Source organism: Sulfurihydrogenibium subterraneum DSM 15120, from assembly GCF_000619805.1.
Taxonomy (GTDB): Bacteria; Aquificota; Aquificia; order Aquificales; family Hydrogenothermaceae; genus Sulfurihydrogenibium; species Sulfurihydrogenibium subterraneum.
In genome coordinates, this window is record NZ_JHUV01000010.1 from 191,603 (window position 1) to 212,353 (window position 20,751).

Here is a 20,751-nt window from a genome sequence, read left to right on the forward strand (position 1 = left end):
GTTAATAGAGTTTTATATACTTATTCGTCAACAGAGGTAAAAACTTTACTACTTAACGCCTTCACCCTTTTATGATCTTTTATTGAATTTGTGTTTTCGTCAATGTATACAAGGTCAACGTAGAAGTTCTCTAAATCTTTTTCGTTAACTGCCACATAGGAAGCTATTATTATTATATCGTTGTAATGTCCAAGTCTTGCAGCTGCACCGTTTAAAATACATTCTCCAGAGTATCTAACACCCGGAATAACGTAAGTAGAAAACCTTTGACCGTTATTTACGTTATAGACCTCTATCTTTTCAAAAGGTACAAGGTTGGCAGCTTCCATAATCGCCTCGTCTAACGTTAAACTTCCTTCGTAATGAAGGTCAGCTCCTGTTATTTTTATTCTGTGTACTTTTGACTTTAGTAAAGTTCTATACATGCATACCTCCTTAACTTTCTCTTTTAACAATGTAATATGCAAGGTTTACAAGGTCTTGTTTATCTTTATTATCAGGAAAGTCTTTTAAATTTTCAATGGCTTTTCTCACATAACTCTCTGCATCAGCTTTTGCCTTTTCTATTCCGCCGTAATCCTCTACTATTTTTTTAGCTTTAAGAAGGCTTTCTACAGAAGGATTTTTATCAAGGATAACAGACTTAATAAAGTCTTTGTCTTCTTTGTTTAAAAAGTCTTTAATCACAAGAAGTGGATAAGTTATCTTTCCTTCTTTAAGGTCGTTCATCAAACTTTTACCTACTTTTTCTTCATCACCTTCATAATCAAGTATATCATCTATTATTTGAAAAGCAACACCTAAGTTAATACCGTACTGATAGGCATTTTCTTTAAGGTCTTTATCATCGCTAACTAAAGCAGTTCCTACATAACAACAGCTTCCAAATAAAACAGCAGTTTTTCCTAAAACTATCTTGTAGTAATCATCAAAAGAAGTATCAAAGTCAGCAATTTTTTTAAGCTCTAAAAGTTGTCCTTCCGCCATCTTCTTTACACTATCACTGACATTTTTAATCATATCTATATCACCATAGATAGAAAACAGATACAAAGCATTTGCATACATGTAATCACCAACCAAGACAGTTGTATCGTTTCCAAAAACTCGGTTTGCCGTAGGTTTTCCTCTTCTTTTTTCAGACCCATCAACAACATCATCATGAAGTAAAGACGCAGTATGAAGATACTCTAAAGCAGCTGATAGGATGTAATCTTCTTCTTTGTTATATCCTCTTAACATACTTGCAAACTTTAAAACAAGGTAAGGTCTAACTCTTTTTCCACCGCCATCAAGTATGTATCCACCAACCTGCAAGATAAAGTTAACCGATGAATCTAAATACTTTCTTAAAGTGCTTTCTACTTTTTCTTTGTCAAAAACTATCAATGCATTACTCCTGCTGAAAAGTCTAAATACATTATAAATTATTTTTTATCTGAATTCTTTGAAGTAGCAAAAATGTTAATATAAAAGATAAAACAAACCCAACATAAATGAATGTTTTATAAGTATTATAAAAACTTTTTCCAGAAGAAAGGTAAACTTTTTCTATTAAAACTCCTTCTGTGTAAAGAGGAAGAAAAGACTTTACAGTCCCAACAGGATTTATAACAGCTGATATTCCTGTGTTTGCAGCTCTGATAAGATATATGTTATTCTCTATTGCCCTTACTCTTGCCAATTCAAAATGTTGATAAGGAGCTGACGTTTTACCAAACCACCCATCGTTTGTAATGTTAACAATAACATTAGCTCCTTTGTTTACAAAGTTTGCCACAAAATCAGGAAATATAGACTCAAAACATATTAAAGATGCTATTTTCATATTGTTGTAAATCAGTAGTTTCTGACCTTCTCCTTTGCTAAAATCTATCCCTTTAAGGTATGTAAATATACTTTCTAAGATGCTGTTTCTAAATGGCGTGTACTCTCCAAATGGAACCAGTTTAATCTTTGAGTAGTAATCTATGTAAAAACCATCTTTATCTATTAAAAACAGTGAGTTGTAAACCTTGTCTATATCACCATCCTCTTTGAGTAAAACGTTATCAAACCCTGACAAAATAGGAATTTTTATCAGGGAAAACTGCTCAAAAAAGTAATCCTTTAAAGAAGAGTTAATATAAGGAAAAAAAGGAAGAGCTGACTCAGGAAAAACTGCTATATCTGCACCTTTTTCTTTTGCCTGTTTTAAAAGTTGAATGTATCTGTCTATTATTTTTAGGTTAATCTCTCTAGTAGGTTTTAATTTCATTGACTCTTCAACGTTTCCCTGTAAAACAGCTATCTTGTAATACTTTCCACTGTCTGTATAACTGTTTATCCTGTGATTTCCCCATACAAACATCGCAGTAAAAAATACTACGTTAAAAACATTTAGCACAACAAACCTGTAATCTTTCTTTGTAATCATTAAGTAAAAGCTTACAGAGAAAAATAAAACTAAGAAAGAAAGTCCGTAAATACTTGTGTAGTAAGTAATTTGAGCAACTGGATTTATGTAAGATAACATATAACCAAAAAGATTCCAGCTAAAACCATTAAAAGGAAAAAACTCTCTTAAAAATTCTAAAAAAACCCATACAAACGGCAGAAGGAAAAATCCATAAAAAGAATACTTTTGATAAACCTTTTTACCAATAAAAGAAAAAAGGACAAAAGTGTATAAAGAATAGGCAAAAGAGAATATCAAAAATAAAACAGATGATACAATTAAATTAATACTACCGTAATAGCTAAGAGCAAAAACTATCCAGTAAAAAGAAAATATTGAAAATACAGTTCCAGCCACAAAAGAGTAGATTAAAATATCTTTTGTAGAGTGCCTTTCAAACAAGTAAAAAAGCAAAGAAAAACCTATTAAAAAAGAAAATGGTATAAAAAAGTTTGGTAAGGACAAAGATAAAAAAAGTCCTGCTAATCCACTGATAAAAATATTTTTTAGTTTACTTTTTATCACGGAAGGACAATTTTATTTATGTTGGTTATTTCTTTTGCAGTTTCAAGTAGGTAATGTTTAAATAAACCATCGTAGTTATTTTTGTTTAATCTTGATACAGGAGCTACGATAGAAAGCCCTGCAACAGGATGGTCAGACTCATCTCTTATAACCGTTCCTATTTCTACAACTTCTTTTTCAGTATCTTCAAAATCAACTTCAAATATATCAGTAAGCTCTTTTTTTGCTCTTAAAATAGCTTTTCCTGCAGCTGTAGTTAAAGCAGGATACCTTTTCCCTAGCCTTGACTTTGCTAAAACAGAAGATTTACTTTCTTTACTGTAGAAGTAGATAACATCGTTCTGGTGGAGCATAGATAGGTAAACAGTTTCATTTGTTTTATTCCTAAGATTCTTTATAAACTGTTTTGAGTGATTTAAAATCGTCAGGTTTTTAATAAAAGAGTATCCTAAGTATAATGTTTTTACACCTAATCTATAATGACCTGTTTCTTCATCTTGCTCTATAAGTCCTTTCACTTCCAATGTAGCAAGTATTCTAAATACATTGTTTTTATTTAGTCCCAGTATATTACTCAGCTCTGTGACTCCTAAATCATCTTTTTCTTTTAAAGCCTCTAACAAATCTAACGCTTTTTCTATCGATTTTTTAGCTCCCTTTTGTTGCATAATTAAAATATACCTCTACCATTGTGATAAAATTATTGTATCATACAAGATTTGTAAAGGGTTAAGTTATGGGAAAACAAGAGATTCAGGAACTTTTTGAAAAGTTAAAAGAGCTTCTTTTAATTGAAAAAGATTTAATAATAAAGGCTATAAATGACTCTCACTCTGTAGACAAACTAAATAAAATCGTGGAAGAGAAAAGAGAAATTTTATTTAAACTTGCAAACTACAACCCCGAAGATTTTAAAGGATTTGAAAAGATAATAAAAGAAATTCAAGAAATTTCAAAAAACAATATGGCTCTTACACAAGCAAACTTAAAGTTTATAGAGTCAGTATTTGACAGTATATTTGAAAATGCTGCAACTTACTCCACAGAAGGCGAGATAAAAAAACAGTCTTCAAGTATTATTAATAAAAAAGCTTAAAGGGGGCATTTATGAGAGCTGCTTACTATGATAAGTTAGAAGGATATAAAGCTATAAAAATCGGAGAGTTTCCTACTCCAGAAATTAACGAAGACGAAGTTTTGGTAAACATAAAGGCATTTTCATTAAACCATCTTGATGTGTGGGTTATGGAAGGAAAGTACCCTACAAACATACCACTACCTCACATATTTGCATCTGATGGATCTGGAATAGTTGCAAAAGTGGGAAAAAATGTAAAACATTTAAAGGAAGGAGATAGGGTAGTTATATTCTCTGGGCTGTCTTGTGGCGTTTGTGAAAAATGTCTATCAGGAAGAGATAACGAATGCAATAGTTTTAGACCACTTGGAGTTTTAGAAGATGGGGTTTCAGCAGAGTATGTAAAAGTTCCAGCTGTAAATGTTTTTAAAATTCCAGATAGTTTATCTTTTGAAAAAGCAAGCTGTATTCCCATTACCTATATAACTTCTTGGCATTCGTTAATAACAAGGGCTAAAATAAAACAGGGAGATATAATTTTAATTCATGGTGGAGGAAGTGGTGTTGGAACGGCTCTAATCCAGATAGCTAAACTTTACAACGCAACAGTTATAACAACCGTAGGAGATGATTGGAAAGTAGAAAAGTGTAAAGAGATAGGAACTGACTTTGTTATCAATTACAACAAAGAAAATTTTGTAGAAAAAGTTAAAGAGTTTACAAATAATCAACTTTGTGATATTGTTGTAGACCACATCGGTGCAACAACATTCCCTCACTCTCTCTTATGTGCAAAAAGGGGAGGAAAAGTTATAACGTTTGGCTCAACAACAGGAGCTGACACTCAAATTAACTTAAGGTATGTTTTTGGTAAAAATCTTACGATTCACGGAGTATATATGGGTACAAAAGGAGAGTTTGCAGATATGTTAAAACTCTTCCCTGACAAACTTGACCCAGTTATAGATTCTATATTTGATTTAGAAGATGTCCAAAAAGCCTATGAAAAACTTCTAAGTAGGCAGTTTTTCGGAAAAATCGTGGTAAGAGTATGATAAAAATTGAAAATTTATATGTTGAAATAAACTCAAACGTTATACTTGAAGATATCTCTCTTGAGATAAAGAGAGGAGAGATAGTTGCAATAGTAGGACCAAACGGTGGAGGTAAAACTACCCTTGTAAAGGTTATCTTAGGTTTTATAAAACCATCAAAAGGAGTTGTTTTAATTGAAGGAAAAACTCCACAAGAGTATGTAAAATCAGGTAAAGTTGGGTACCTTCCACAAAGGTCTAACTACGATAAAGACTTTCCAGTATCAGCTTTTGACGTTGTAATGTTTGGTTTGATAAACTCAAAGTTAGACAGAAAAGAAAAAGAAAAAAAAGTTTTAGAGTATCTACAATATGTAGGAATGGAGGAGTTTAAAGACCGCCCTTTTGGAAAATTATCAGGAGGGCAGCAACAGAGGGTAATGATAGCAAGAGCTGTAATATCTGAGCCTGAGATACTTATTTTAGACGAGCCTGCTACAGGAGTTGACGTAGTAGCACAGGAGAGTTTTTATGAGTTTATAAAAAAATTAAACAAAGAAAAAGGAATAACAGTAATAATGGTTACCCACGATATAGGAGCTGTAGGGTCTTTTACAACTAAAGTGGTTGGTTTAAATAGAAAACTCCACTATCTTGGGGAGTATGTAAACTTTTTATCTAAAGAGTCTTTAGAAAAGCTGTATGGCTCTGAAGTAAAGCTTCTTATCCACTCTCCCGAGTGTTTTACTTGTCAACATTTTAACATAGAGGTTAAACATTGATTGAGCTTTTATCTATTCCTTTTATAAGAAATGCCATAGTTGGTGGTTTTTTAATTGCAGTTTTACTGTCTGTTTTATCTTTGTTTGTGTTTGTAAAAAGATGGTCTTTTATAAACATAGGTATATCCCATGCTGCATTTGGCGGTCTTGCCATAGGATTTTTCTTAGGCGTTAACCCTACAATAGTAGGAAGTATATTTGCTGTTTTAGTGGGAATTTTGATAGGATACATAAGTAAAAAAGGACAAGTGCATGAAGATGTTTCTATAGGTATTTTACTTTCTTTTTCTATGGCTCTTGGTGTTGTTGTGATGTCTTTTTCTAACAATTACAACTCTGACCTTTTTGCATTCTTATTTGGTAATATTTTGACTATATCGTCCGAAGATATTGTGATGATTTTTATATTTTCTGTAATTTCTTTGATATTTTTGTTTTACAACCTTGAAAAGTTAATGTATTGCTGTTTTGACGAAGACCTTGCCTACATAGGTGGGGTTAAAACTAACTTTTTATACTACGGCGTTATAACAATAATAGCCATTGCAACGGTTTTATCGATTAAGTTGGTTGGGTCTATTCTTTCTTCTGCTATGATAATACTTCCTGCAGCTGTAGCATCTCAACTGTTTTGGAGATACAAAAGTATAATATTAGCGTCTATCTCAATAAGCATAATAGTCGTTTTAGTAGGAATATTTTTATCCTTTGAGTATAATCTACCATCAGGGTCAACTATAGTTATTGTTTATTCTTTGATATTTTTTGTAGTGTTATTAGTAAAAAAATTATTTCAGATAAGTTAAAGCCAGTATGCTTTTATATGCCCTTTTATCCAGTCCCAGAGGATTTTTTTGGCCGTCCTGTCGTAGTCAACTTCACCACCTGATACTTTGTAGTTCAACTTTTTTCCTATTATTTCAAGGGTTTGTAGTGGGTCATTAGAGACTTTCACTTTGTAAGCTTCTTCCAGAGCTTCTTTTTTGTTTTGAAGTATTTTTTCAATCAGCTTCACAGCAACATCTGCAGGGTAAGGTAGTTTATCTGGAATGTAAGACCCTTTTAATGCTAAATCTTCTTGATACTCAAGGGTTATTATTCCTGGAGTGTCTATCAAGTATATGTTTTCATCTAATTTTATCAGCTTTTCTCCTACAGTCATTCCGGGTTTTGGAGAGGTAGTTGCCACTTTTTTCTTTTTTAAAGCGTTTATAACAGAAGACTTTCCTACGTTAGGATAGCCTAAAACTCCTACTTTTACTATCTGTTTCTCTTTAGCATACTCTTTTATCTTTTCTAACAGCTGATTAACACCAATGTTTTTATGAGCTGAAAATACTATTACTGGAAAATCTTTTTCTATTAAGCTTTTAGCCTGTTCTAAAAAGTCTTTTGGAACTAAATCAGATTTATTTAAAACGATTATTAAATTTTTATTCCTTTCTTTTGCTAGAGACTCTACAACTGAATTTCTTGTAATAAGTGGTATTCTTGCATCAACAACCTCTAAGACTACATTAGACTCTTTTAAAACCTTTTTCGCTATACTTTTTTCCCTTAACCACTCTCTTGGCTTTTCCACTTCTTTAGTCTCCTAAAAAATTTTTAAATTTATATATTTTTTAAGGTACCTTTAATATTCTTCTTTTCAAGATAGATAAGTATTCTATCGAGTATATTTTCTGGCTTTTTAAATGGTTTTTGTTTCCTTATCAATCCAGCTGCTAAAAAACCATACAAAGTTCTTTTTACGTCTAACTCTGTTTCCTGATAAAGTTTTTCTACAAATTCCTTATTTTGAGTGATGGAATTTAACTTTTCACTTTCAAGAACCCTTTCAAAATGAAGCTTCACTATAATGTCAGACACTTTGTTAGACCCATTTATAAGATTAAGTATATCTTTTTCCTTATCGTTTAAATTTAGTTTTTTTAGTTTATCTTCATAATCAGGATTTTTCTCGTAAATTAAGTGTAAGTCCGTTATTTTTCTGTTGACTTCTTCAAGGGTTAAGTTTCTAGATAAAATGATTATTAGTTTAATAGATTCTATGTAAACAGGAATGTCTTCAGTGTATTTTATAAATCCAGAAGTTATTGAAAATTTCCCTTCTTTTAGTTCTAAAACTAAAGGTAAATAAGTAGATAAGTTCTTAAACAGGTCTTCCTTGGCTACTTTATCTCTTTTTAAAACAGTTTTGAAGTCTAAATCAAGGTATAGTAAAAAATTTCTTTTAACCTTTCTTATATAAACTGGATTTCCTTTGTAAAAGTATATTCCATAAGTTCCAATTTCTTTATTTTCAATTACCAATATGCAATCTTTTTCTTCGGAGCTTATTATCTGAAGTATATCAACGAGATTAAATGTTATAAGATCTCCTGAACTTATCATAATTTAACCACCTTGATTAATAGACTTTCTTAATTATTATAATCTAAACCAATTTCAAAAATCCTAAAAAGTGATATAATTTTGTAATAGGATATATTTTTTATAATTTCTATCCATAGAGGTGATGAAATGAGTTTTGGCTTTACAGAAGAGCAGATAAAAAGATACAGTAGACATATAATACTTCCAGAAGTTGGAGGTGTTGGACAGCAGAAACTTTTAAATGCTAAAGTTTTAGTGATAGGTGCTGGTGGTCTTGGCTCTCCGTCTATATACTACTTGGCAGCTGCAGGTGTTGGAACAATAGGAATAGTTGACTTTGACGTAGTAGATTTTTCTAACCTTCAAAGACAGATTCTCCACAACACTTCAAGAGTAGGAGTGCCAAAAGTAGAATCTGCAAAGATGACTGTTGAAGCTTTAAATCCAGATGTAAAGGTTATAGCCTACAACCAAAAGATAACAAAAGAAAACGTTTTAGATATAGTTAAAGATTTTGATATAGTTTTAGATGGGTCAGATAACTTTCCTACAAGATTTTTAGTTAACGATGCATGTTATATGCTTGGAAAACCTCTTGTGTCAGCTGCAATACTCAGGTTTGAAGGACAGTTAACGGTATTTGATTACAGAAATAAAGAAAGCTCTCCGTGTTATAGATGTCTTATCCCTGAACCACCACCTCCGGGGCTTGTACCATCATGTCAAGAAGCTGGTTTGCTTGGCGTAGTTGGAGGTATAATGGGAACATTACAAGCAAACGAAGCTCTAAAACTGATATTAGAAATTGGAGAGCCACTAATAGGAAAACTTTTAGTGTTTGATGCTTTAAAGACAGAGTTTAGAACCGTTAAATTTAGAAAAAATCCTAAGTGTGAACTTTGCGGTGAAAATCCAACTATAACAGAACTTATAGAGTACGACCAAGCTTGTGAAGTAAGATTTTAGAGGTGAAAGATGCAGATAGATAGAGAGTTGGATTTAAAAGGTGAGGTTTGCCCTTTTACATTTGTAAAAAGTAAATTGATAATGGAGCAGATGGAAAAAGGGCAGATTTTAAGAGTAATACTAGACTATAAACCTTCTGTTGAAAACGTGCCTAAAAGCATGGAGATGGAAGGTCAAAAAGTGTTAGCTGTAAATCAAATAGGTGATAACCTTTGGGAAGTAATAGTGAGAAAGGAAAAATGAAACTACTTATTGTAATGGCAAGTAATCCTTACTCAGCTGATTTTAACACTATGATTAAATTTGCAAAAGCTGGTATAAAAAGAAATGACAAAGTGTCTATATTTTTTATGGCTAATGGAACCTACTGCTTAAACCACGATAAAGTCAAAGAGTTAGCTGATGACGGTGTAAAACTTTACTACTGTGCTCATAACGCAGAAGAAAGGAAAATAAATCCTCATTCATTTGCAGAAAGTAGCAGTATGTATGGGCTTTCAAAGTTGATAGGAGAATCTGATAAAGTTATAAATCTATCTTAGGTGTGTTATGGCAAAGAAAAAAGTTGTATCTATTATAAAGTCAAACCCTTTTGGGTGGAAAACGTTTGAAGCTTTAAGACAAGCCGTTGGCATGGCGTTAGACCATCAAGTAAGCGTTGTTTTTATGAGAGATGGAGTTTTTGCCCTTACAAACTGGAATTCAAACCTAATAGGAGTTCCTTCTTTTGACAAATCTATTGAAGCTCTGGGTATGTTAAACGCAAGGATTATTGTAAACAAAGAGTGTCTGGGAGATAGAGGCATTACAAAACTAAAAGATTTTGGTGTAGAAATTGAGTTGCTGTCTAAAGACGATATATGCCAGATAATAAACGAGGCAGAGGTTGTAATTACATGGTAGATACAGTTTATCTCATAAAAAAGCCTGCAGAATTTCCTATTGCAGATTTAATCTCTGATAATGATGTTTTAATACTTATACAAGATGCGGTTTTAAGACAGCCATCTATATCTAACTGGTATGCCTGTAAGGAAGATGTTATTGCAAGAGGAATTAAAATTCCAGAAAATAAACTTTTAGATTATGAAGATATTCTCAATTTAATTGAAAAAGCAAATAAAGTAGTTGTATGGTAAAAGTAGGCATATCCCTTGGAGACCCTTCTGGAATATCCCCTGAGATACTTATAAAGTCTTTAAATAAACTTCCTAAAAACAATGCTTACATAATCTATGGTGGAAAAAAAGTTTTAGATAAAACTGCAAAAAATTTAGGTTTAACTGCTAATTTTACATTAATTAACAGTCCTGAAGAAGTAAAAAAGTCTGGATACTATCTTATAAATCTTTTTGATGAAGACTTTCAAGCTGGAAGCCCATCTATTTTGTCAGGAAAAGCATCTGTAGTATTTTTAGAATCAGCTGTAAAAGACATTTTATATAATAAAACCGATGCACTGGTGACCCTGCCTATCTCAAAAAGGTGGATTATGGAAGCTGGATTTAAATACGCAGGGCATACTGACTATTTGGCAGAAGTCTCACAAGCAAAAGAGTATGTTATGGTATTGATGTGTAAAAAGATAAAAGTAGGACTGATTACAACCCACATACCTCTTAAAGATGTACCTAAAAGTATTACAACAGAAAAGATAGTCTCAAAAGTTAGACTTATAAATAAAGAGTTAAAAGAGAAGTTTGGCATAGAAAAACCAAAAATAGCGATAGTAGGTCTAAACCCTCACGCTTCTGATAACGGAAACATAGGAGATGAAGAAAATAGAATAATAATACCAGCAGTAAATCAGCTTCTTAATGAAGGAGTAGATATTACCTATCCTTTATCAGCTGACACTGGGTTTAATAGATATAAAGAGTTTGATTTTTATGTAGCAATGTACCACGACCAAGGTTTAATACCTTTAAAGTTGTTGTGTTTTAGAAAAGCCGTAAACATCACTTTTGGCTTAAACTTTATTAGAACTTCTCCAGACCATGGAACAGGTTATGATATAGCTGGAAAAAACATAGCAGACCCTTCTTCTTTTATAGAAGCTGTTAAGTTAGCTGTTAAACTTGCTTATAACACTCAAAGTAAAAATCATCTTCAAACCGTTTAAAATCTTCTACTTTAAGTTTTATACTTTCATTTATATCCTCTATTCCTAAACTACCAAAAGATGATATTCCGTCTTCTCCTACTATCTTTGGAGCTACAAAAAGAGAAATTTTATCCCAAAAACCTTCTTTAATAAAGGAAGTGATAACTTCTTTTCCTCCTTCAACCAGTAGATGAACTATTTGATTTTGATATAAAATCTCAAGAATGTCTTTGATTTTAAACTTACCGTTGTAAGTATTTAACGTAAATACTTTTACGTTAGGTTGTTTCGAAAGTATCTCCTTTTTATAAGGGTCAGCTTCTTTTGAAGTGATAACTATTGTGTCAGCTTCTTTATTGTAAATATTGTAATCTAAAGGAACTTTTAATTTACTATCTAATAAAACCCTTACAGGTTGTCTATCGGTTTTGACGTGTCTAACTGTTAAAGAAGGGTTATCAAGCAGTGCAGTATTTGAGCCTACTAAAACAGCTGTTGCCTGATTTCTAAGTATGTGTGCGTATCTTCTTGACTCTTGGGAAGTTATCCACTTGGAGCTTCCTGTTTTAGTTGCTATTTTTCCATCTATCGTTTGAGCTACCTTTATATGAACAAAAGGTCTTTTTTGGGTTATGTATACAAAAAAGTCCTCATTTATTTTTTGTGCTTGTTTTTCTAACATTCCTACTACTACTTCTACACCTTTTTGTTTGAGGATTTCAACACCTTTTCCTGCAACTAACGGATTTGGGTCTAATGTAGCAACTACTACTTTACTTATACCTTCTTCTAATATAGCTTCTGTGCAAGGAGGAGTTTTGCCGTAATGACAGCAAGGTTCTAAACTTACAAACATTGTAGAACCTTTAAGGTCAAAACCCTTGGATTTAGCGTCTTTTATAGCCTCCCTTTCAGCGTGGGGCATTCCTGCTTTGTAATGAAAACCTTTTCCTATGATTTTGCCGTCTTTTACAATAACAGCTCCAACGGTAGGATTTGGATGGGTATATCCTTTCCTCTCTTTTGCTAAATCTAATGCTATGTTCATATAGTGTTCTAAATTTTCCATAAATAGAATTTTATCATAAAGATCTTATATCTTTATAATGAATGTTGTGTCCTCCGTCGTAAACTTGAGTTGGTCTAAAGAGTTTATTATTTCTGACATACTCTATACAGTGGGATATCCAGCCAGGAACTCTTGCCATTGCAAATATAGTTGTATAAAAGTCTGAAGGTATTTCCATCTGAGAGTATAACACTCCTGAATAAAAGTCTATGTTTGTATAAATTTTTTTCTCTTCTAAGTATTCTAATGCTATTTTTTCAAAGATTTCAGCTTTTTCTAAAAGAGGCGTAGATTTTTCTTTCTGAAGCTTTTCTAAAAGGTATTTCATTATTTTTGCTCTTGGGTCATAAGTTTTGTAGATTCTATGTCCAAAGCCCATAATTTTATCTTTATTTTTCAACTTCTCTTTTATATACTCTCTTATTATTTTCTCATCGTTTGGAAGAGAAGATAACATTTTATATACTTCTTCATTTGCTCCACCGTGTAATCTTCCAGACAATGAACCTACTGCAGAAGAAACACAGGCGTAAAGGTCTGCTAATGTTGAAACAACTACCATCGCTGTAAATGTAGATGCATTTATGGTATGCTCTGCATGTAAGATTAAAGTTTTATCTAACGTTTGCCAATAAATTTTTTCTACAGGTTTACCCTTTAGCATATAAAGAAAATTTTCAGTGTAATAAAAATTTTTATTTGGAAAAACTATTTCTTTTCCTTCTTTTAATCTTTTTGAAAAAGCTATAACAACAGGAACTATCGCCATTATTCTTACAGTCTGTCTATACTTGTTTTCTTCTTTCATTATATCTGTATCTATGTCATCAAAAGCAAATACAGGAATTAAACTTTGTAATATTTTCATAGGATGTAAATTTTTTGGTAAAGACTTCAATATATCTAAAATTCTTTCAGAGTATTTCAGATTTTCTTTAATATCTAACTCAAACTTTAATAACTCCTTTTCATCAGGAATTTTTCCGAAGATAAGCAAGTATGACACTTCTAAAAAGTTAGAGTTTTCTACCAACTCTTGTATTGGTATTCCTCTATATTCTAAAATACCATTTTCTCCATCTACGTAGCTTATACTTGACTTTACAACTGGGATACCAGCCAATCCTTCATAAACTTGCATTTTTATCACCTTTAATTTTGATTATTGTCATTAAAAAAATTTAAACAGAATATTAGAATTTAGCAAGAATAAACTTCAGGAGGTTTTTCAAATGTTGTACCTAATAAGTTTAATTTTATCTCTATTTACTTTTTCATTGGCAGGTGAAAGGCTTTATACCATATCACCGAAAGAAGCCCACAATCTTTTAAATAACAAAAATGTAGTATTTATTTACACAGAAGACAAAGAAACTTACAAAAAAGAACACATACCTTCATCTATTAACATTGATAGTTTATCGTTGCAAGATATAGCGATAAAAAATAATGAAAAGCAAAAATGTAATTATTTACCACTTTGTCCTAAAACTGCAGAAAAAATTTTTTCAGAAAAAGGCTTAACACCTAACAATTTTTACATCATTTACTATGACGAACTTCCTAATAAAGCATCTTACTTATGGTTTTTACTTTACTCTATGGGTGTAGATGATAAAAACTTAAGAATATTAGATGGGGGATTTAAAGCTTGGAAAAATGAAAGACTGCCTACAGAGTCAGGAGATGAAAAACCAAGAAAAAAAGCAACATTTAAAGTAAAACCAAGGTACGAAGTAGTAGCATCTAAAGAAGAAGTTTTAAAACATGTAGAAAACTATCAAAAAGATATAGATGACAACATTTTACTTATAGATACACGAACATTTTTAGAATTTACAGGAAGGCAGGAAATGACAGATATAAAAAGGTCTGGACATATACCCGGTGCAAAGTTTGTGTACTGGAGATGGTTTGCAGGTAAAGATACCACTTATAGACCATTTGAAAAATTACAAGAAGATGTAAAGAAGCTTAACATAGACTTTAACAAGAAAATCATACTTTACTGCACTATAGGAAACAGGTCTTCTTTTGTTTTTATCCCTTTAAAAGCCTTAGGTGCTAAAAATCTAAAAATATACACTGGAAGTTGGTACGAATGGGGCAATGACGAAACCCTCCCTATAGAAAAAGAAAAATTTAGAGAACGCTAAAAAATTTTTAAAAACTTACGATAATAAAATTGAAAAAACTTTTAGGAGGTAAATAGACATGGCAATGAGAATTAATTACAATTACTCAGCAGACTTTACACTTGTAAACTTAAACAGAACAGAATCTGCGCTAAACAAATCACTTGAAAGACTATCAACAGGATTCAGAATCAACAGAGCAGCAGATGATGCAGCAGGTTACTTCATTTCAGACCAATTAAAGACTTATGCAATTTCATTAGCACAAGGAACAAGAAACGCTAACGACGGTATCAGCATAGCACAGATAGCTCAAGGTGCTCTAAAAGAAGTATACGACATACTAAATGACATTAAAGCAAAAGCAATTCAAGCATCAAACACATCTGACGACACTTCCAGAGGACAAATCCAACAAGACATTAACAACTTAGTAGATTCTATAGCTAAAATATTCAAAGATACAGAGTTTAACGGAATAAATTTATTTAGTGGTTCCAGCTCTACAACATTTACAATCCATTATGGTGGAAGAAAAGACCAAGAATTAGCAATAGTAACATCTCAGGCTACTGCAACTGCTGGAACATCAACTACAGCTGTATCTACAATTACAATAGGTTCTACTGGATACTGTATAGATGTAACTTCTCAAACTAAAGCAAATGCTACAGTAAAAACAGTAGATGATTTAATCAAAGTTGTAGACGATATGGCAGCTAAGTTTGGTTCATACCAAATAGAGCTTGAAAAAATCATATCTAACAACGAAACATCAAGAGTAAATACACAAGAAGCAGAAAGCAGAATCAGAAACGTAGACATGGCTAACGAAATGGCTAACTTCACAAAGCTTCAAATCTTAATGCAGTCTGGTACTGCAATGCTCGCTCAAGCTAACGCTAAAAACCAACTTGTCCTACAGCTTTTAAGGTAATATAATTAAATAGGGGGAGTAAGACTCCCCTATTTTAAAAACTGATAGCAGGTGAGTAGCCATGAATATAAACGCATTAGATAAATTACCAGTGCAACTTCAAGATATCCAAATAAACTTACAACAAGCAGAGAAAACTCCTACTATTCAAGAAGACATTTCTCAAACAAAAACAGCAGTAGTAACTGATAATACTAAAAATTTAGAAAATTTAGTAAAAGAACAGTTAAAAAACCCTGAGGAACTGAAAAAACTGATAGAAGAGCTCCAGAATAAGATAAGTTATCTAAATAAATCATTGAAAATAGAAATCGACAGAGAAATCAACGAGCCTATTATTAAAATAGTAGAAGTTGGAACTAATAAGGTAATAAGACAGATACCACCAGATTACATGATTAACATAATTAAAAACATAAACAAAATGTTAGGAGCTCTGTTTAACGAGAAAGTTTAATTAAAAAAGGCGGTGATAATTATGGCAGGAGAGTTGAGTGTAACAGGGTTAGTAGGTAATTTTGATATTAACTCTGTCTTACAACAGATACAAGCTATAAAAAGCCAGCAAATATTACTTCTTCAGCAAAAACAGCAAACTATATCAGCAAAAAAATCAGCTGTATCGGATATACAGAACATTTTAAAGAACATACAAAACACTGTTAACAACATCACAGACCCAAACATCGCTTATGCTAAGTCTATAGCTCTGTCTAATCCAAATGTAGCTACAGTATCTATTACAGACCCAACTCAAGTCCAAACTGGAACTTACTCTTTAACCGTTAACCAACTTGCACAGAATGACGTTTATGCAACTTCAACCGCAGTTTCAGATAAAAATGATCCTTTAGGTTTATCTTCTGGAACTTTAACAATCAGAATAAAAGGTGTTGATTACAACGTTGTGTATGACAATACATTCTCCTTGCAAGCATTAGCTGATGAAATAAATAGGACGGCACAAACCTATAACGGAGATTTTAGAGCTTCTGTTGTTAACGTAGGAACTCAATCAAACCCTCAGTATAAACTGGTTATATCAGGAACAAAAACTGGACAGGAAAACGCTCTAACAATTTCAGATAGTGGTAATCTAATATCTACACTTGGATTAGACCATATAAAAACAGCTCAAGATGCTCAAATAAACTATGAAGGGTTAACTATTAACAGCTCAACAAATACCTTTACTAACATCCCTGGTCTATCTATAACAGTAAATCAGACTGGTAATACCACTATAACTGTGAATAAAGACTCTAAACCTATCACTGATGCTTTAAACAGTATAATAAACGGTTATAACAACCTTGTAAACACATTGAACAAAGAAACAGGTAAAGATGGAAGGTTAAGTGGTGAGTATTCCTTAAATATTATAAAAAGTGGATTATACAGGCAGTTAGAGCCCCTTTTGACAAACGGAGTTATAAAGTATGACAGAACTAATGGAAATATATCACTAAATACCACAAAACTTCAAGATATGATAACAAATAATCCTAATGACCTTCAAGATATTCTAACTCAGGTAAAAGATAATGTTTACAACTATCTCAAAGATTATACTCAGACATCTGGAGTTATAGATACAAAACTAAAATCTTACGATAAACAGATAAACTCTATACAGAGTATGATAGACCAGATAAACAAAAGAATACAAACAGAGATACAAACTCTTAAAAATCAATTTATATACATGCAAAATCTACAAGCTCAATATAACGACATAAGCGCAAGAATACAGGCAACATTTGGTTTACAAACAAATAAATAGGAGAAAATAGATGATTAATCCGTATCAAAGTTATATAAAGACAGAGTTAGATTCTCTCCCTGTAGCTGGCATTATAGCAAAGGGTTATGACCGTATAATATTGGAGCTGAAAAGTGCTATAGAGAATATAGAAAAAAGAAACATTAAAGGTAAAATTGAAAACATCTCAAAAGCTATTGACTTACTTACTACACTTCGTTTAGGACTTGACTTTGAAAAAGGTGGAGAAATAGCAAGAAATTTAGAAGATATATACTCTTTTTGTGAAAGAGAGATACAACTAGCAAATCTAAAAAATGATGTAGAGAGATTACAAAATGTTATTAAAGTTTTAGATACTGTTAAAAGTGGGTGGGAAGAATTAGCAACCAAGTCTTAAAAGATCTTATTGATAAGATAGATAGATTAGTGTTAGAATCCCAAATCTCAGAAGAACCTTACTATCTCGAAGATTTAGGTAAGTTAGCAAATGAGATAGAATGTTATTTAAAAGATAATCCTTTAGACCAACATTCTGCACAAGTTATTTTAGAAAAAATAAACTTAATAAACAGTATACTTCAAGAAAAATCAGACAAAATCATAAAAATCCTTAAAGATAAACAAAAAGAAGAGAAGTTAATCCAGCAGGCTTATAAACTTCTATCAGACATAATCTAATTTTCTCCTATGGTAAAATAATTTAAAAATCTGGCGGAGGAAACTACTTGAACAAATTAGAGCAGATTTTTGAAAGGATTTTATGGGAATCAAGGCTAATAGTTGTATTTTCTGTTATAGCTTCAATTTTGGCATCTTTTACATTAGTTGTAATAGGAACTTACGACATTTTACTTATTTTTAAAGAACTTTTTCACGCTTTTTCAGACCAAGAAGTATACGAACAGTTTCATAAAGATGCAATTACTCACATTATAAGTGCGATAGATGCATATTTAATATCCACAGTTTTACTTATTTTTGGAATAGGACTTTATGAGCTTTTTGTAAGTAAAATTGACTACGCAGAAAAAGATACAAGGTCTTCTAAAATATTAATTGTACACTCGTTAGACCAGCTTAAAGACAAATTAGCTAAAGTAATAGTTATGGTTTTAATCGTTACGTTTTTTAAACACGCGGTTAAATACAGTTATGAAGAAGTATTAAACTTGCTATATCTTGGAATTGGAATATTTTTAATAGCGTTGGCTATATACTTATTAGCTAAATCCCACGAAGCTCAAAAAAGTGAGGAGCATTAAATATGAAAGATTTAACTGTTTTACTGACTTCTCTAACTATAATATCAGGGATAAGCTGGTTTTTTTTCTCAAAAGATAAAAAGAAAGAAGAGGAAAATCAAGAATCAGGAGAATTAGAAAAGCTTGAAGTTAACATATCTGGAATGCATTGTGCTGGATGTGCAGCTGGAATAGAAGCTACTTTAAAATTAGTCAGTGGGATAAAATCTGCTACCGTTAACTTTGCTACTTCTAAGGGAGAATTTCTATACGACCCATCAAAGATAAAAAAAGAACAGATAATAGAAAAAATAAAAGAGTTAGGATACGATGCATCTCTTGATTTAGAAAGCTTTGAAAAAAAAAGTTAGAAGAGATTTCATCTCTTAAAAAAAGAGTTTTAATTTCTATTCCTCTCTTTGTAATTGTAGTTTTATCTATGTTTTTCCACTTCTCTTTTTCAAATTATATACAATTTCTGTTAGCTTCTATTATACAGTTTTATGGTGGTTATGAATTTTATAAATCCTCTTTAAAGTCTTTAAAAAATAGAATAGCTGATATGAACCTTCTTATTACTATTGGTACTTTTTCTGCGTACTTTTACTCTGTAGCTGTTTTGTTTTTTAAGGATTTGTTTCCAGCTGAAATGAGACATCTTTACTTTGAGGGATCTTCTGCTATTATTACATTTGTTTTAATCGGTAGATATTTGGAGCTGAAAACAAGGCAGTCTGCAACAGAGTTTATGAAAAAACTGTTATCTTTAAAACCAGATAAAGCAATAAAATTGGTAGATGGAAAAGAAGAGGTTGTAGATGCTATATCTATTAAAAAAGATGATATCGTAATAGTAAGACCTGGAGATAAGATACCTGTTGACGCAGTTATTATAGAAGGACAGACTGAGGTTGACCAATCTGTTTTAACAGGAGAGTCTAAACTTGTTTATAAAAAGATAGGAGATACAGTTTTAAGTGGAAGTATAAATAAATCTGGACTGATTAAGATAAAAGCTATAAAAGATGCAAAGGACAGTGTTTTAAATCAGATAATAAAACTGCTGTTAGATGCCCAGTCTAAAAAACCACAGATAGGTAAACTTGCAGATAGAATAACTACTTACTTTGTCCCTGCTGTTTTAATTATATCAATTATAGTTTTTGATATTTGGTACTTTTTAGGTTATCCACTTAACTTTTCTTTAACAGCTGCAATTTCTGTTTTAGTTATAGCCTGTCCATGTGCTTTAGGGCTTGCAACTCCTATAACCATTGTAAACGTTGTTGGAAGAGGTGCAAAAGAAGGGCTTCTTTTTAAAGAACCTGAAGTTATAGAAAAATCAGAAAAAATAGATTATGTAATCTTTGACAAAACAGGAACATTAACAGAAGGAAGAATGAAAGTAGAAGACTACATAGTCAAAGACTTTCTACCTGTGTTTGTATCTTTAGAAAAAGGTATAAACCATCCCGTTGCTCAAAGTATTTTACAGTTCCCAGTAGAGTATGTAGATATTGAAGATAAACAGATAGTAATTGGTAAAGGTGTTGTGGGAGTTTACAAAGGTAGTAAAGTTATTATGTGTAATAAAAAATTTTTAGAGGAGATGAACATTCAATTAGAAAAAGAATTTGAAGAATTTTACTTAAAAAATAAAGAAAAAGGAAATACAGTTATATTTGGCGTTTTAGATGGTAAAGTTTACGGAGCTTTTTCAATATCTGATAGTATAAGACCAGAAAGTAAAGAAGTTGTAGAAAAATTAAAAAACAAAGGCATAAAAGTTGTAATGCTGACTGGGGACAATCAAAAGGTTGCAGAAAAAGTAGCTAAAGAAGTAGGTATTGAAGAGTTTTATTATGATTTAACTCCACTTGACAAGTATAACTTTATAAAAGACTTAAAAGAGAAAGGCTTTATTGTTGTATTTGTAGGAGATGGAATCAACGACGCTCCATCTATGGTAGAAAGTGATATAGGAATTGCAGTTGAGACAGCTTCAGATTTAGCAAAAGAATCAGGAAGTATAATACTACTAAAAAGTGATTTAAGAGGCGTAATAAAAGCTATAAACTTATGTCAAAAAGGCTTAAAAACTATAAAACAAAATCTTTTCTGGGCATACATTTACAACATAATAGGCATTCCTATAGCTGGAGGATTGTTATATCCATTTTTTGGCATTCTTTTAAACCCAATGTATGCAGGACTTGCAATGAGTTTTAGCTCTATAACGGTAGTCCTAAACGCTTTAAAATTAAGATACATCTATATCTAATGATAAAAATCATTTTTGACA

General features: G+C 31.7%; 27 protein-coding genes. 19 read left to right on the forward strand and 8 right to left on the reverse strand.

The features are described 5' to 3' along the window. Nucleotides 1-20 precede the first annotated feature (20 nt). Genes panD through Q385_RS0105405 form a run of 4 tightly spaced genes read right to left on the reverse strand, consistent with a single transcriptional unit; the run spans nt 21 to nt 3,630 of the window. Nucleotides 21-425 carry an aspartate 1-decarboxylase gene (gene panD / locus Q385_RS0105390; RefSeq protein WP_028950686.1) on the reverse strand — a complete coding sequence of 135 codons (405 nt, stop codon included), beginning with the start codon at nt 423-425 and terminating at the stop codon, nt 21-23. A 10-nt stretch (nt 426-435) separates the two neighbouring features. Further along, nucleotides 436-1,389, reverse strand: coding sequence for a polyprenyl synthetase family protein (locus Q385_RS0105395; protein WP_028950687.1), 954 nt, complete (start codon nt 1,387-1,389; stop codon nt 436-438). A gap of 31 nt (nt 1,390-1,420) precedes the next feature. Further along, on the reverse strand, nt 1,421-2,962 hold the full coding sequence (lnt, locus tag Q385_RS0105400; RefSeq protein ID WP_028950688.1) for an apolipoprotein N-acyltransferase: 1,542 nt from the start codon (nt 2,960-2,962) through the stop codon (nt 1,421-1,423). Further along, nucleotides 2,959-3,630 (reverse strand): IclR family transcriptional regulator, encoded by a 672-nt coding sequence (locus tag Q385_RS0105405; RefSeq protein ID WP_028950689.1) that lies wholly within the window; start codon nt 3,628-3,630, stop codon nt 2,959-2,961. The genes lnt and Q385_RS0105405 overlap by 4 nt, the downstream gene beginning before the upstream one ends. Nucleotides 3,631-3,698: 68 nt before the next feature. On the opposite strand from Q385_RS0105405, the gene Q385_RS0105410 reads away from it, so the two are divergent. The 4 genes from Q385_RS0105410 to Q385_RS0105425 are packed head-to-tail and all read left to right on the forward strand — an operon-like array spanning nt 3,699 to nt 6,662. Further along, nucleotides 3,699-4,058, forward strand: coding sequence for a hypothetical protein (locus Q385_RS0105410; protein WP_028950690.1), 360 nt, complete (start codon nt 3,699-3,701; stop codon nt 4,056-4,058). Nucleotides 4,059-4,069: 11 nt separating this feature from the next. Further along, on the forward strand, nt 4,070-5,095 hold the full coding sequence (locus Q385_RS0105415; protein WP_028950691.1) for a zinc-binding dehydrogenase: 1,026 nt from the start codon (nt 4,070-4,072) through the stop codon (nt 5,093-5,095). Next, the gene (locus Q385_RS0105420) at nt 5,092-5,856 is read left to right on the forward strand and encodes a metal ABC transporter ATP-binding protein (RefSeq protein WP_028950692.1); all 765 of its coding nucleotides are present in this window, start codon (nt 5,092-5,094) and stop codon (nt 5,854-5,856) included. The genes Q385_RS0105415 and Q385_RS0105420 overlap by 4 nt, the downstream gene beginning before the upstream one ends. Further along, nucleotides 5,853-6,662 carry a metal ABC transporter permease gene (locus tag Q385_RS0105425; protein WP_028950693.1) on the forward strand — a complete coding sequence of 270 codons (810 nt, stop codon included), beginning with the start codon at nt 5,853-5,855 and terminating at the stop codon, nt 6,660-6,662. Before Q385_RS0105420 ends, Q385_RS0105425 begins: the two co-directional genes overlap by 4 nt. On the opposite strand, the gene Q385_RS0105430 is transcribed toward Q385_RS0105425, so the two are convergent. Both Q385_RS0105430 and Q385_RS0105435 read right to left on the reverse strand, forming a co-directional pair. Beyond that, the gene (locus Q385_RS0105430) at nt 6,659-7,438 is read right to left on the reverse strand and encodes a GTPase (RefSeq protein ID WP_028950694.1); all 780 of its coding nucleotides are present in this window, start codon (nt 7,436-7,438) and stop codon (nt 6,659-6,661) included. The two genes, Q385_RS0105425 and Q385_RS0105430, sit on opposite strands and share 4 nt — an antisense overlap. 29 nt (nt 7,439-7,467) lie before the next feature. After that, nucleotides 7,468-8,250: a DUF4388 domain-containing protein gene (locus Q385_RS0105435; RefSeq protein ID WP_028950695.1), complete on the reverse strand. Its 783-nt coding sequence runs from the start codon at nt 8,248-8,250 to the stop codon at nt 7,468-7,470. Between the two features lie 129 nt (nt 8,251-8,379). On the opposite strand from Q385_RS0105435, the gene moeB reads away from it, so the two are divergent. From moeB to pdxA, 6 genes are read left to right on the forward strand one after another with little or no spacing between them, the layout of a single operon-like run. Then, a complete protein-coding gene (gene moeB, locus Q385_RS0105440) occupies nt 8,380-9,198 on the forward strand; it encodes a molybdopterin-synthase adenylyltransferase MoeB (protein WP_028950696.1) in 819 nt (272 codons plus the stop codon). Between the two features lie 9 nt (nt 9,199-9,207). Further along, the gene (locus Q385_RS0105445) at nt 9,208-9,441 is read left to right on the forward strand and encodes a sulfurtransferase TusA family protein (protein WP_028950697.1); all 234 of its coding nucleotides are present in this window, start codon (nt 9,208-9,210) and stop codon (nt 9,439-9,441) included. Further along, nucleotides 9,438-9,740, forward strand: a complete 303-nt coding sequence (locus tag Q385_RS0105450; protein WP_028950698.1) for a DsrE family protein — start codon at nt 9,438-9,440, stop codon at nt 9,738-9,740. The genes Q385_RS0105445 and Q385_RS0105450 overlap by 4 nt, the downstream gene beginning before the upstream one ends. A 7-nt stretch (nt 9,741-9,747) precedes the next feature. Next, entirely contained in the window at nt 9,748-10,101 is a 354-nt protein-coding gene (locus Q385_RS0105455; protein WP_028950699.1) for a DsrE family protein, read from the forward strand. Further along, nucleotides 10,095-10,337, forward strand: a complete 243-nt coding sequence (locus Q385_RS0105460) for a DsrH/TusB family sulfur metabolism protein (RefSeq protein ID WP_028950700.1) — start codon at nt 10,095-10,097, stop codon at nt 10,335-10,337. Before Q385_RS0105455 ends, Q385_RS0105460 begins: the two co-directional genes overlap by 7 nt. Next, complete coding sequence (gene pdxA / locus Q385_RS0105465; RefSeq protein ID WP_028950701.1) at nt 10,331-11,320, forward strand: 4-hydroxythreonine-4-phosphate dehydrogenase PdxA; 990 nt, start codon at nt 10,331-10,333, stop codon at nt 11,318-11,320. Before Q385_RS0105460 ends, pdxA begins: the two co-directional genes overlap by 7 nt. Here pdxA and ribD read toward each other — a convergent pair. Further along, nucleotides 11,271-12,371, reverse strand: a complete 1,101-nt coding sequence (gene ribD, locus Q385_RS0105470) for a bifunctional diaminohydroxyphosphoribosylaminopyrimidine deaminase/5-amino-6-(5-phosphoribosylamino)uracil reductase RibD (protein ID WP_028950702.1) — start codon at nt 12,369-12,371, stop codon at nt 11,271-11,273. The two genes, pdxA and ribD, sit on opposite strands and share 50 nt — an antisense overlap. A gap of 13 nt (nt 12,372-12,384) precedes the next feature. Beyond that, nucleotides 12,385-13,512 (reverse strand): citrate/2-methylcitrate synthase, encoded by a 1,128-nt coding sequence (locus tag Q385_RS0105475; RefSeq protein ID WP_028950703.1) that lies wholly within the window; start codon nt 13,510-13,512, stop codon nt 12,385-12,387. Nucleotides 13,513-13,603: 91 nt separating this feature from the next. Here Q385_RS0105475 and Q385_RS0105480 point away from each other — a divergent pair, with 91 nt between their 5' ends. The 9 genes from Q385_RS0105480 to Q385_RS0105520 all read left to right on the forward strand — a co-directional run bounded on the left by Q385_RS0105480 (nt 13,604) and on the right by Q385_RS0105520 (nt 20,730). Continuing rightward, a complete protein-coding gene (locus tag Q385_RS0105480) occupies nt 13,604-14,527 on the forward strand; it encodes a sulfurtransferase (RefSeq protein ID WP_028950704.1) in 924 nt (307 codons plus the stop codon). Nucleotides 14,528-14,585: 58 nt separating this feature from the next. Continuing rightward, nucleotides 14,586-15,443: a flagellin N-terminal helical domain-containing protein gene (locus Q385_RS0105485; protein WP_028950705.1), complete on the forward strand. Its 858-nt coding sequence runs from the start codon at nt 14,586-14,588 to the stop codon at nt 15,441-15,443. Nucleotides 15,444-15,504: 61 nt separating this feature from the next. Then, on the forward strand, nt 15,505-15,900 hold the full coding sequence (locus Q385_RS0105490; protein WP_028950706.1) for a flagellar protein FlaG: 396 nt from the start codon (nt 15,505-15,507) through the stop codon (nt 15,898-15,900). Nucleotides 15,901-15,921: 21 nt separating this feature from the next. Beyond that, a complete protein-coding gene (fliD, locus tag Q385_RS0105495) occupies nt 15,922-17,226 on the forward strand; it encodes a flagellar filament capping protein FliD (RefSeq protein WP_028950707.1) in 1,305 nt (434 codons plus the stop codon). Between the two features lie 10 nt (nt 17,227-17,236). Further along, a complete protein-coding gene (fliS, locus tag Q385_RS0105500) occupies nt 17,237-17,605 on the forward strand; it encodes a flagellar export chaperone FliS (RefSeq protein WP_028950708.1) in 369 nt (122 codons plus the stop codon). Continuing rightward, the gene (locus Q385_RS0105505; RefSeq protein ID WP_156925204.1) at nt 17,578-17,886 is read left to right on the forward strand and encodes a hypothetical protein; all 309 of its coding nucleotides are present in this window, start codon (nt 17,578-17,580) and stop codon (nt 17,884-17,886) included. Before fliS ends, Q385_RS0105505 begins: the two co-directional genes overlap by 28 nt. Before the next feature lie 47 nt (nt 17,887-17,933). Next, nucleotides 17,934-18,470 (forward strand): YqhA family protein, encoded by a 537-nt coding sequence (locus Q385_RS0105510; protein ID WP_028950710.1) that lies wholly within the window; start codon nt 17,934-17,936, stop codon nt 18,468-18,470. Between the two features lie 2 nt (nt 18,471-18,472). Then, entirely contained in the window at nt 18,473-18,820 is a 348-nt protein-coding gene (locus tag Q385_RS0105515) for a cation transporter (RefSeq protein ID WP_028950711.1), read from the forward strand. 68 nt (nt 18,821-18,888) lie between these two features. After that, a complete protein-coding gene (locus Q385_RS0105520; RefSeq protein ID WP_028950712.1) occupies nt 18,889-20,730 on the forward strand; it encodes a copper-translocating P-type ATPase in 1,842 nt (613 codons plus the stop codon). The last annotated feature ends 21 nt before the right edge of the window (nt 20,731-20,751 follow it).

What these genes read in the sequence shown, in the direction of transcription:
- Q385_RS0105515 (WP_028950711.1), top strand. Translation starts at nt 18,473, where the DNA reads ATGAAAGATTTAACTGTTTTACTGACTTCTCTAACTATAATATCAGGG.
- ribD (WP_028950702.1), bottom strand. Translation starts at nt 12,371, where the DNA reads ATGGAAAATTTAGAACACTATATGAACATAGCATTAGATTTAGCAAAA.
- Q385_RS0105435 (WP_028950695.1), bottom strand. Translation starts at nt 8,250, where the DNA reads ATGATAAGTTCAGGAGATCTTATAACATTTAATCTCGTTGATATACTT.
- Q385_RS0105450 (WP_028950698.1), top strand. Translation starts at nt 9,438, where the DNA reads ATGAAACTACTTATTGTAATGGCAAGTAATCCTTACTCAGCTGATTTT.
- panD (WP_028950686.1), bottom strand. Translation starts at nt 425, where the DNA reads ATGTATAGAACTTTACTAAAGTCAAAAGTACACAGAATAAAAATAACA.
- Q385_RS0105520 (WP_028950712.1), top strand. Translation starts at nt 18,889, where the DNA reads ATGTTTTTCCACTTCTCTTTTTCAAATTATATACAATTTCTGTTAGCT.
- Q385_RS0105405 (WP_028950689.1), bottom strand. Translation starts at nt 3,630, where the DNA reads ATGCAACAAAAGGGAGCTAAAAAATCGATAGAAAAAGCGTTAGATTTG.
- Q385_RS0105410 (WP_028950690.1), top strand. Translation starts at nt 3,699, where the DNA reads ATGGGAAAACAAGAGATTCAGGAACTTTTTGAAAAGTTAAAAGAGCTT.
- Q385_RS0105455 (WP_028950699.1), top strand. Translation starts at nt 9,748, where the DNA reads ATGGCAAAGAAAAAAGTTGTATCTATTATAAAGTCAAACCCTTTTGGG.
- Q385_RS0105490 (WP_028950706.1), top strand. Translation starts at nt 15,505, where the DNA reads ATGAATATAAACGCATTAGATAAATTACCAGTGCAACTTCAAGATATC.
- Q385_RS0105460 (WP_028950700.1), top strand. Translation starts at nt 10,095, where the DNA reads ATGGTAGATACAGTTTATCTCATAAAAAAGCCTGCAGAATTTCCTATT.
- Q385_RS0105420 (WP_028950692.1), top strand. Translation starts at nt 5,092, where the DNA reads ATGATAAAAATTGAAAATTTATATGTTGAAATAAACTCAAACGTTATA.
- Q385_RS0105415 (WP_028950691.1), top strand. Translation starts at nt 4,070, where the DNA reads ATGAGAGCTGCTTACTATGATAAGTTAGAAGGATATAAAGCTATAAAA.
- moeB (WP_028950696.1), top strand. Translation starts at nt 8,380, where the DNA reads ATGAGTTTTGGCTTTACAGAAGAGCAGATAAAAAGATACAGTAGACAT.
- Q385_RS0105445 (WP_028950697.1), top strand. Translation starts at nt 9,208, where the DNA reads ATGCAGATAGATAGAGAGTTGGATTTAAAAGGTGAGGTTTGCCCTTTT.
- Q385_RS0105475 (WP_028950703.1), bottom strand. Translation starts at nt 13,512, where the DNA reads ATGCAAGTTTATGAAGGATTGGCTGGTATCCCAGTTGTAAAGTCAAGT.
- Q385_RS0105480 (WP_028950704.1), top strand. Translation starts at nt 13,604, where the DNA reads ATGTTGTACCTAATAAGTTTAATTTTATCTCTATTTACTTTTTCATTG.
- Q385_RS0105485 (WP_028950705.1), top strand. Translation starts at nt 14,586, where the DNA reads ATGGCAATGAGAATTAATTACAATTACTCAGCAGACTTTACACTTGTA.
- fliD (WP_028950707.1), top strand. Translation starts at nt 15,922, where the DNA reads ATGGCAGGAGAGTTGAGTGTAACAGGGTTAGTAGGTAATTTTGATATT.
- fliS (WP_028950708.1), top strand. Translation starts at nt 17,237, where the DNA reads ATGATTAATCCGTATCAAAGTTATATAAAGACAGAGTTAGATTCTCTC.
- pdxA (WP_028950701.1), top strand. Translation starts at nt 10,331, where the DNA reads ATGGTAAAAGTAGGCATATCCCTTGGAGACCCTTCTGGAATATCCCCT.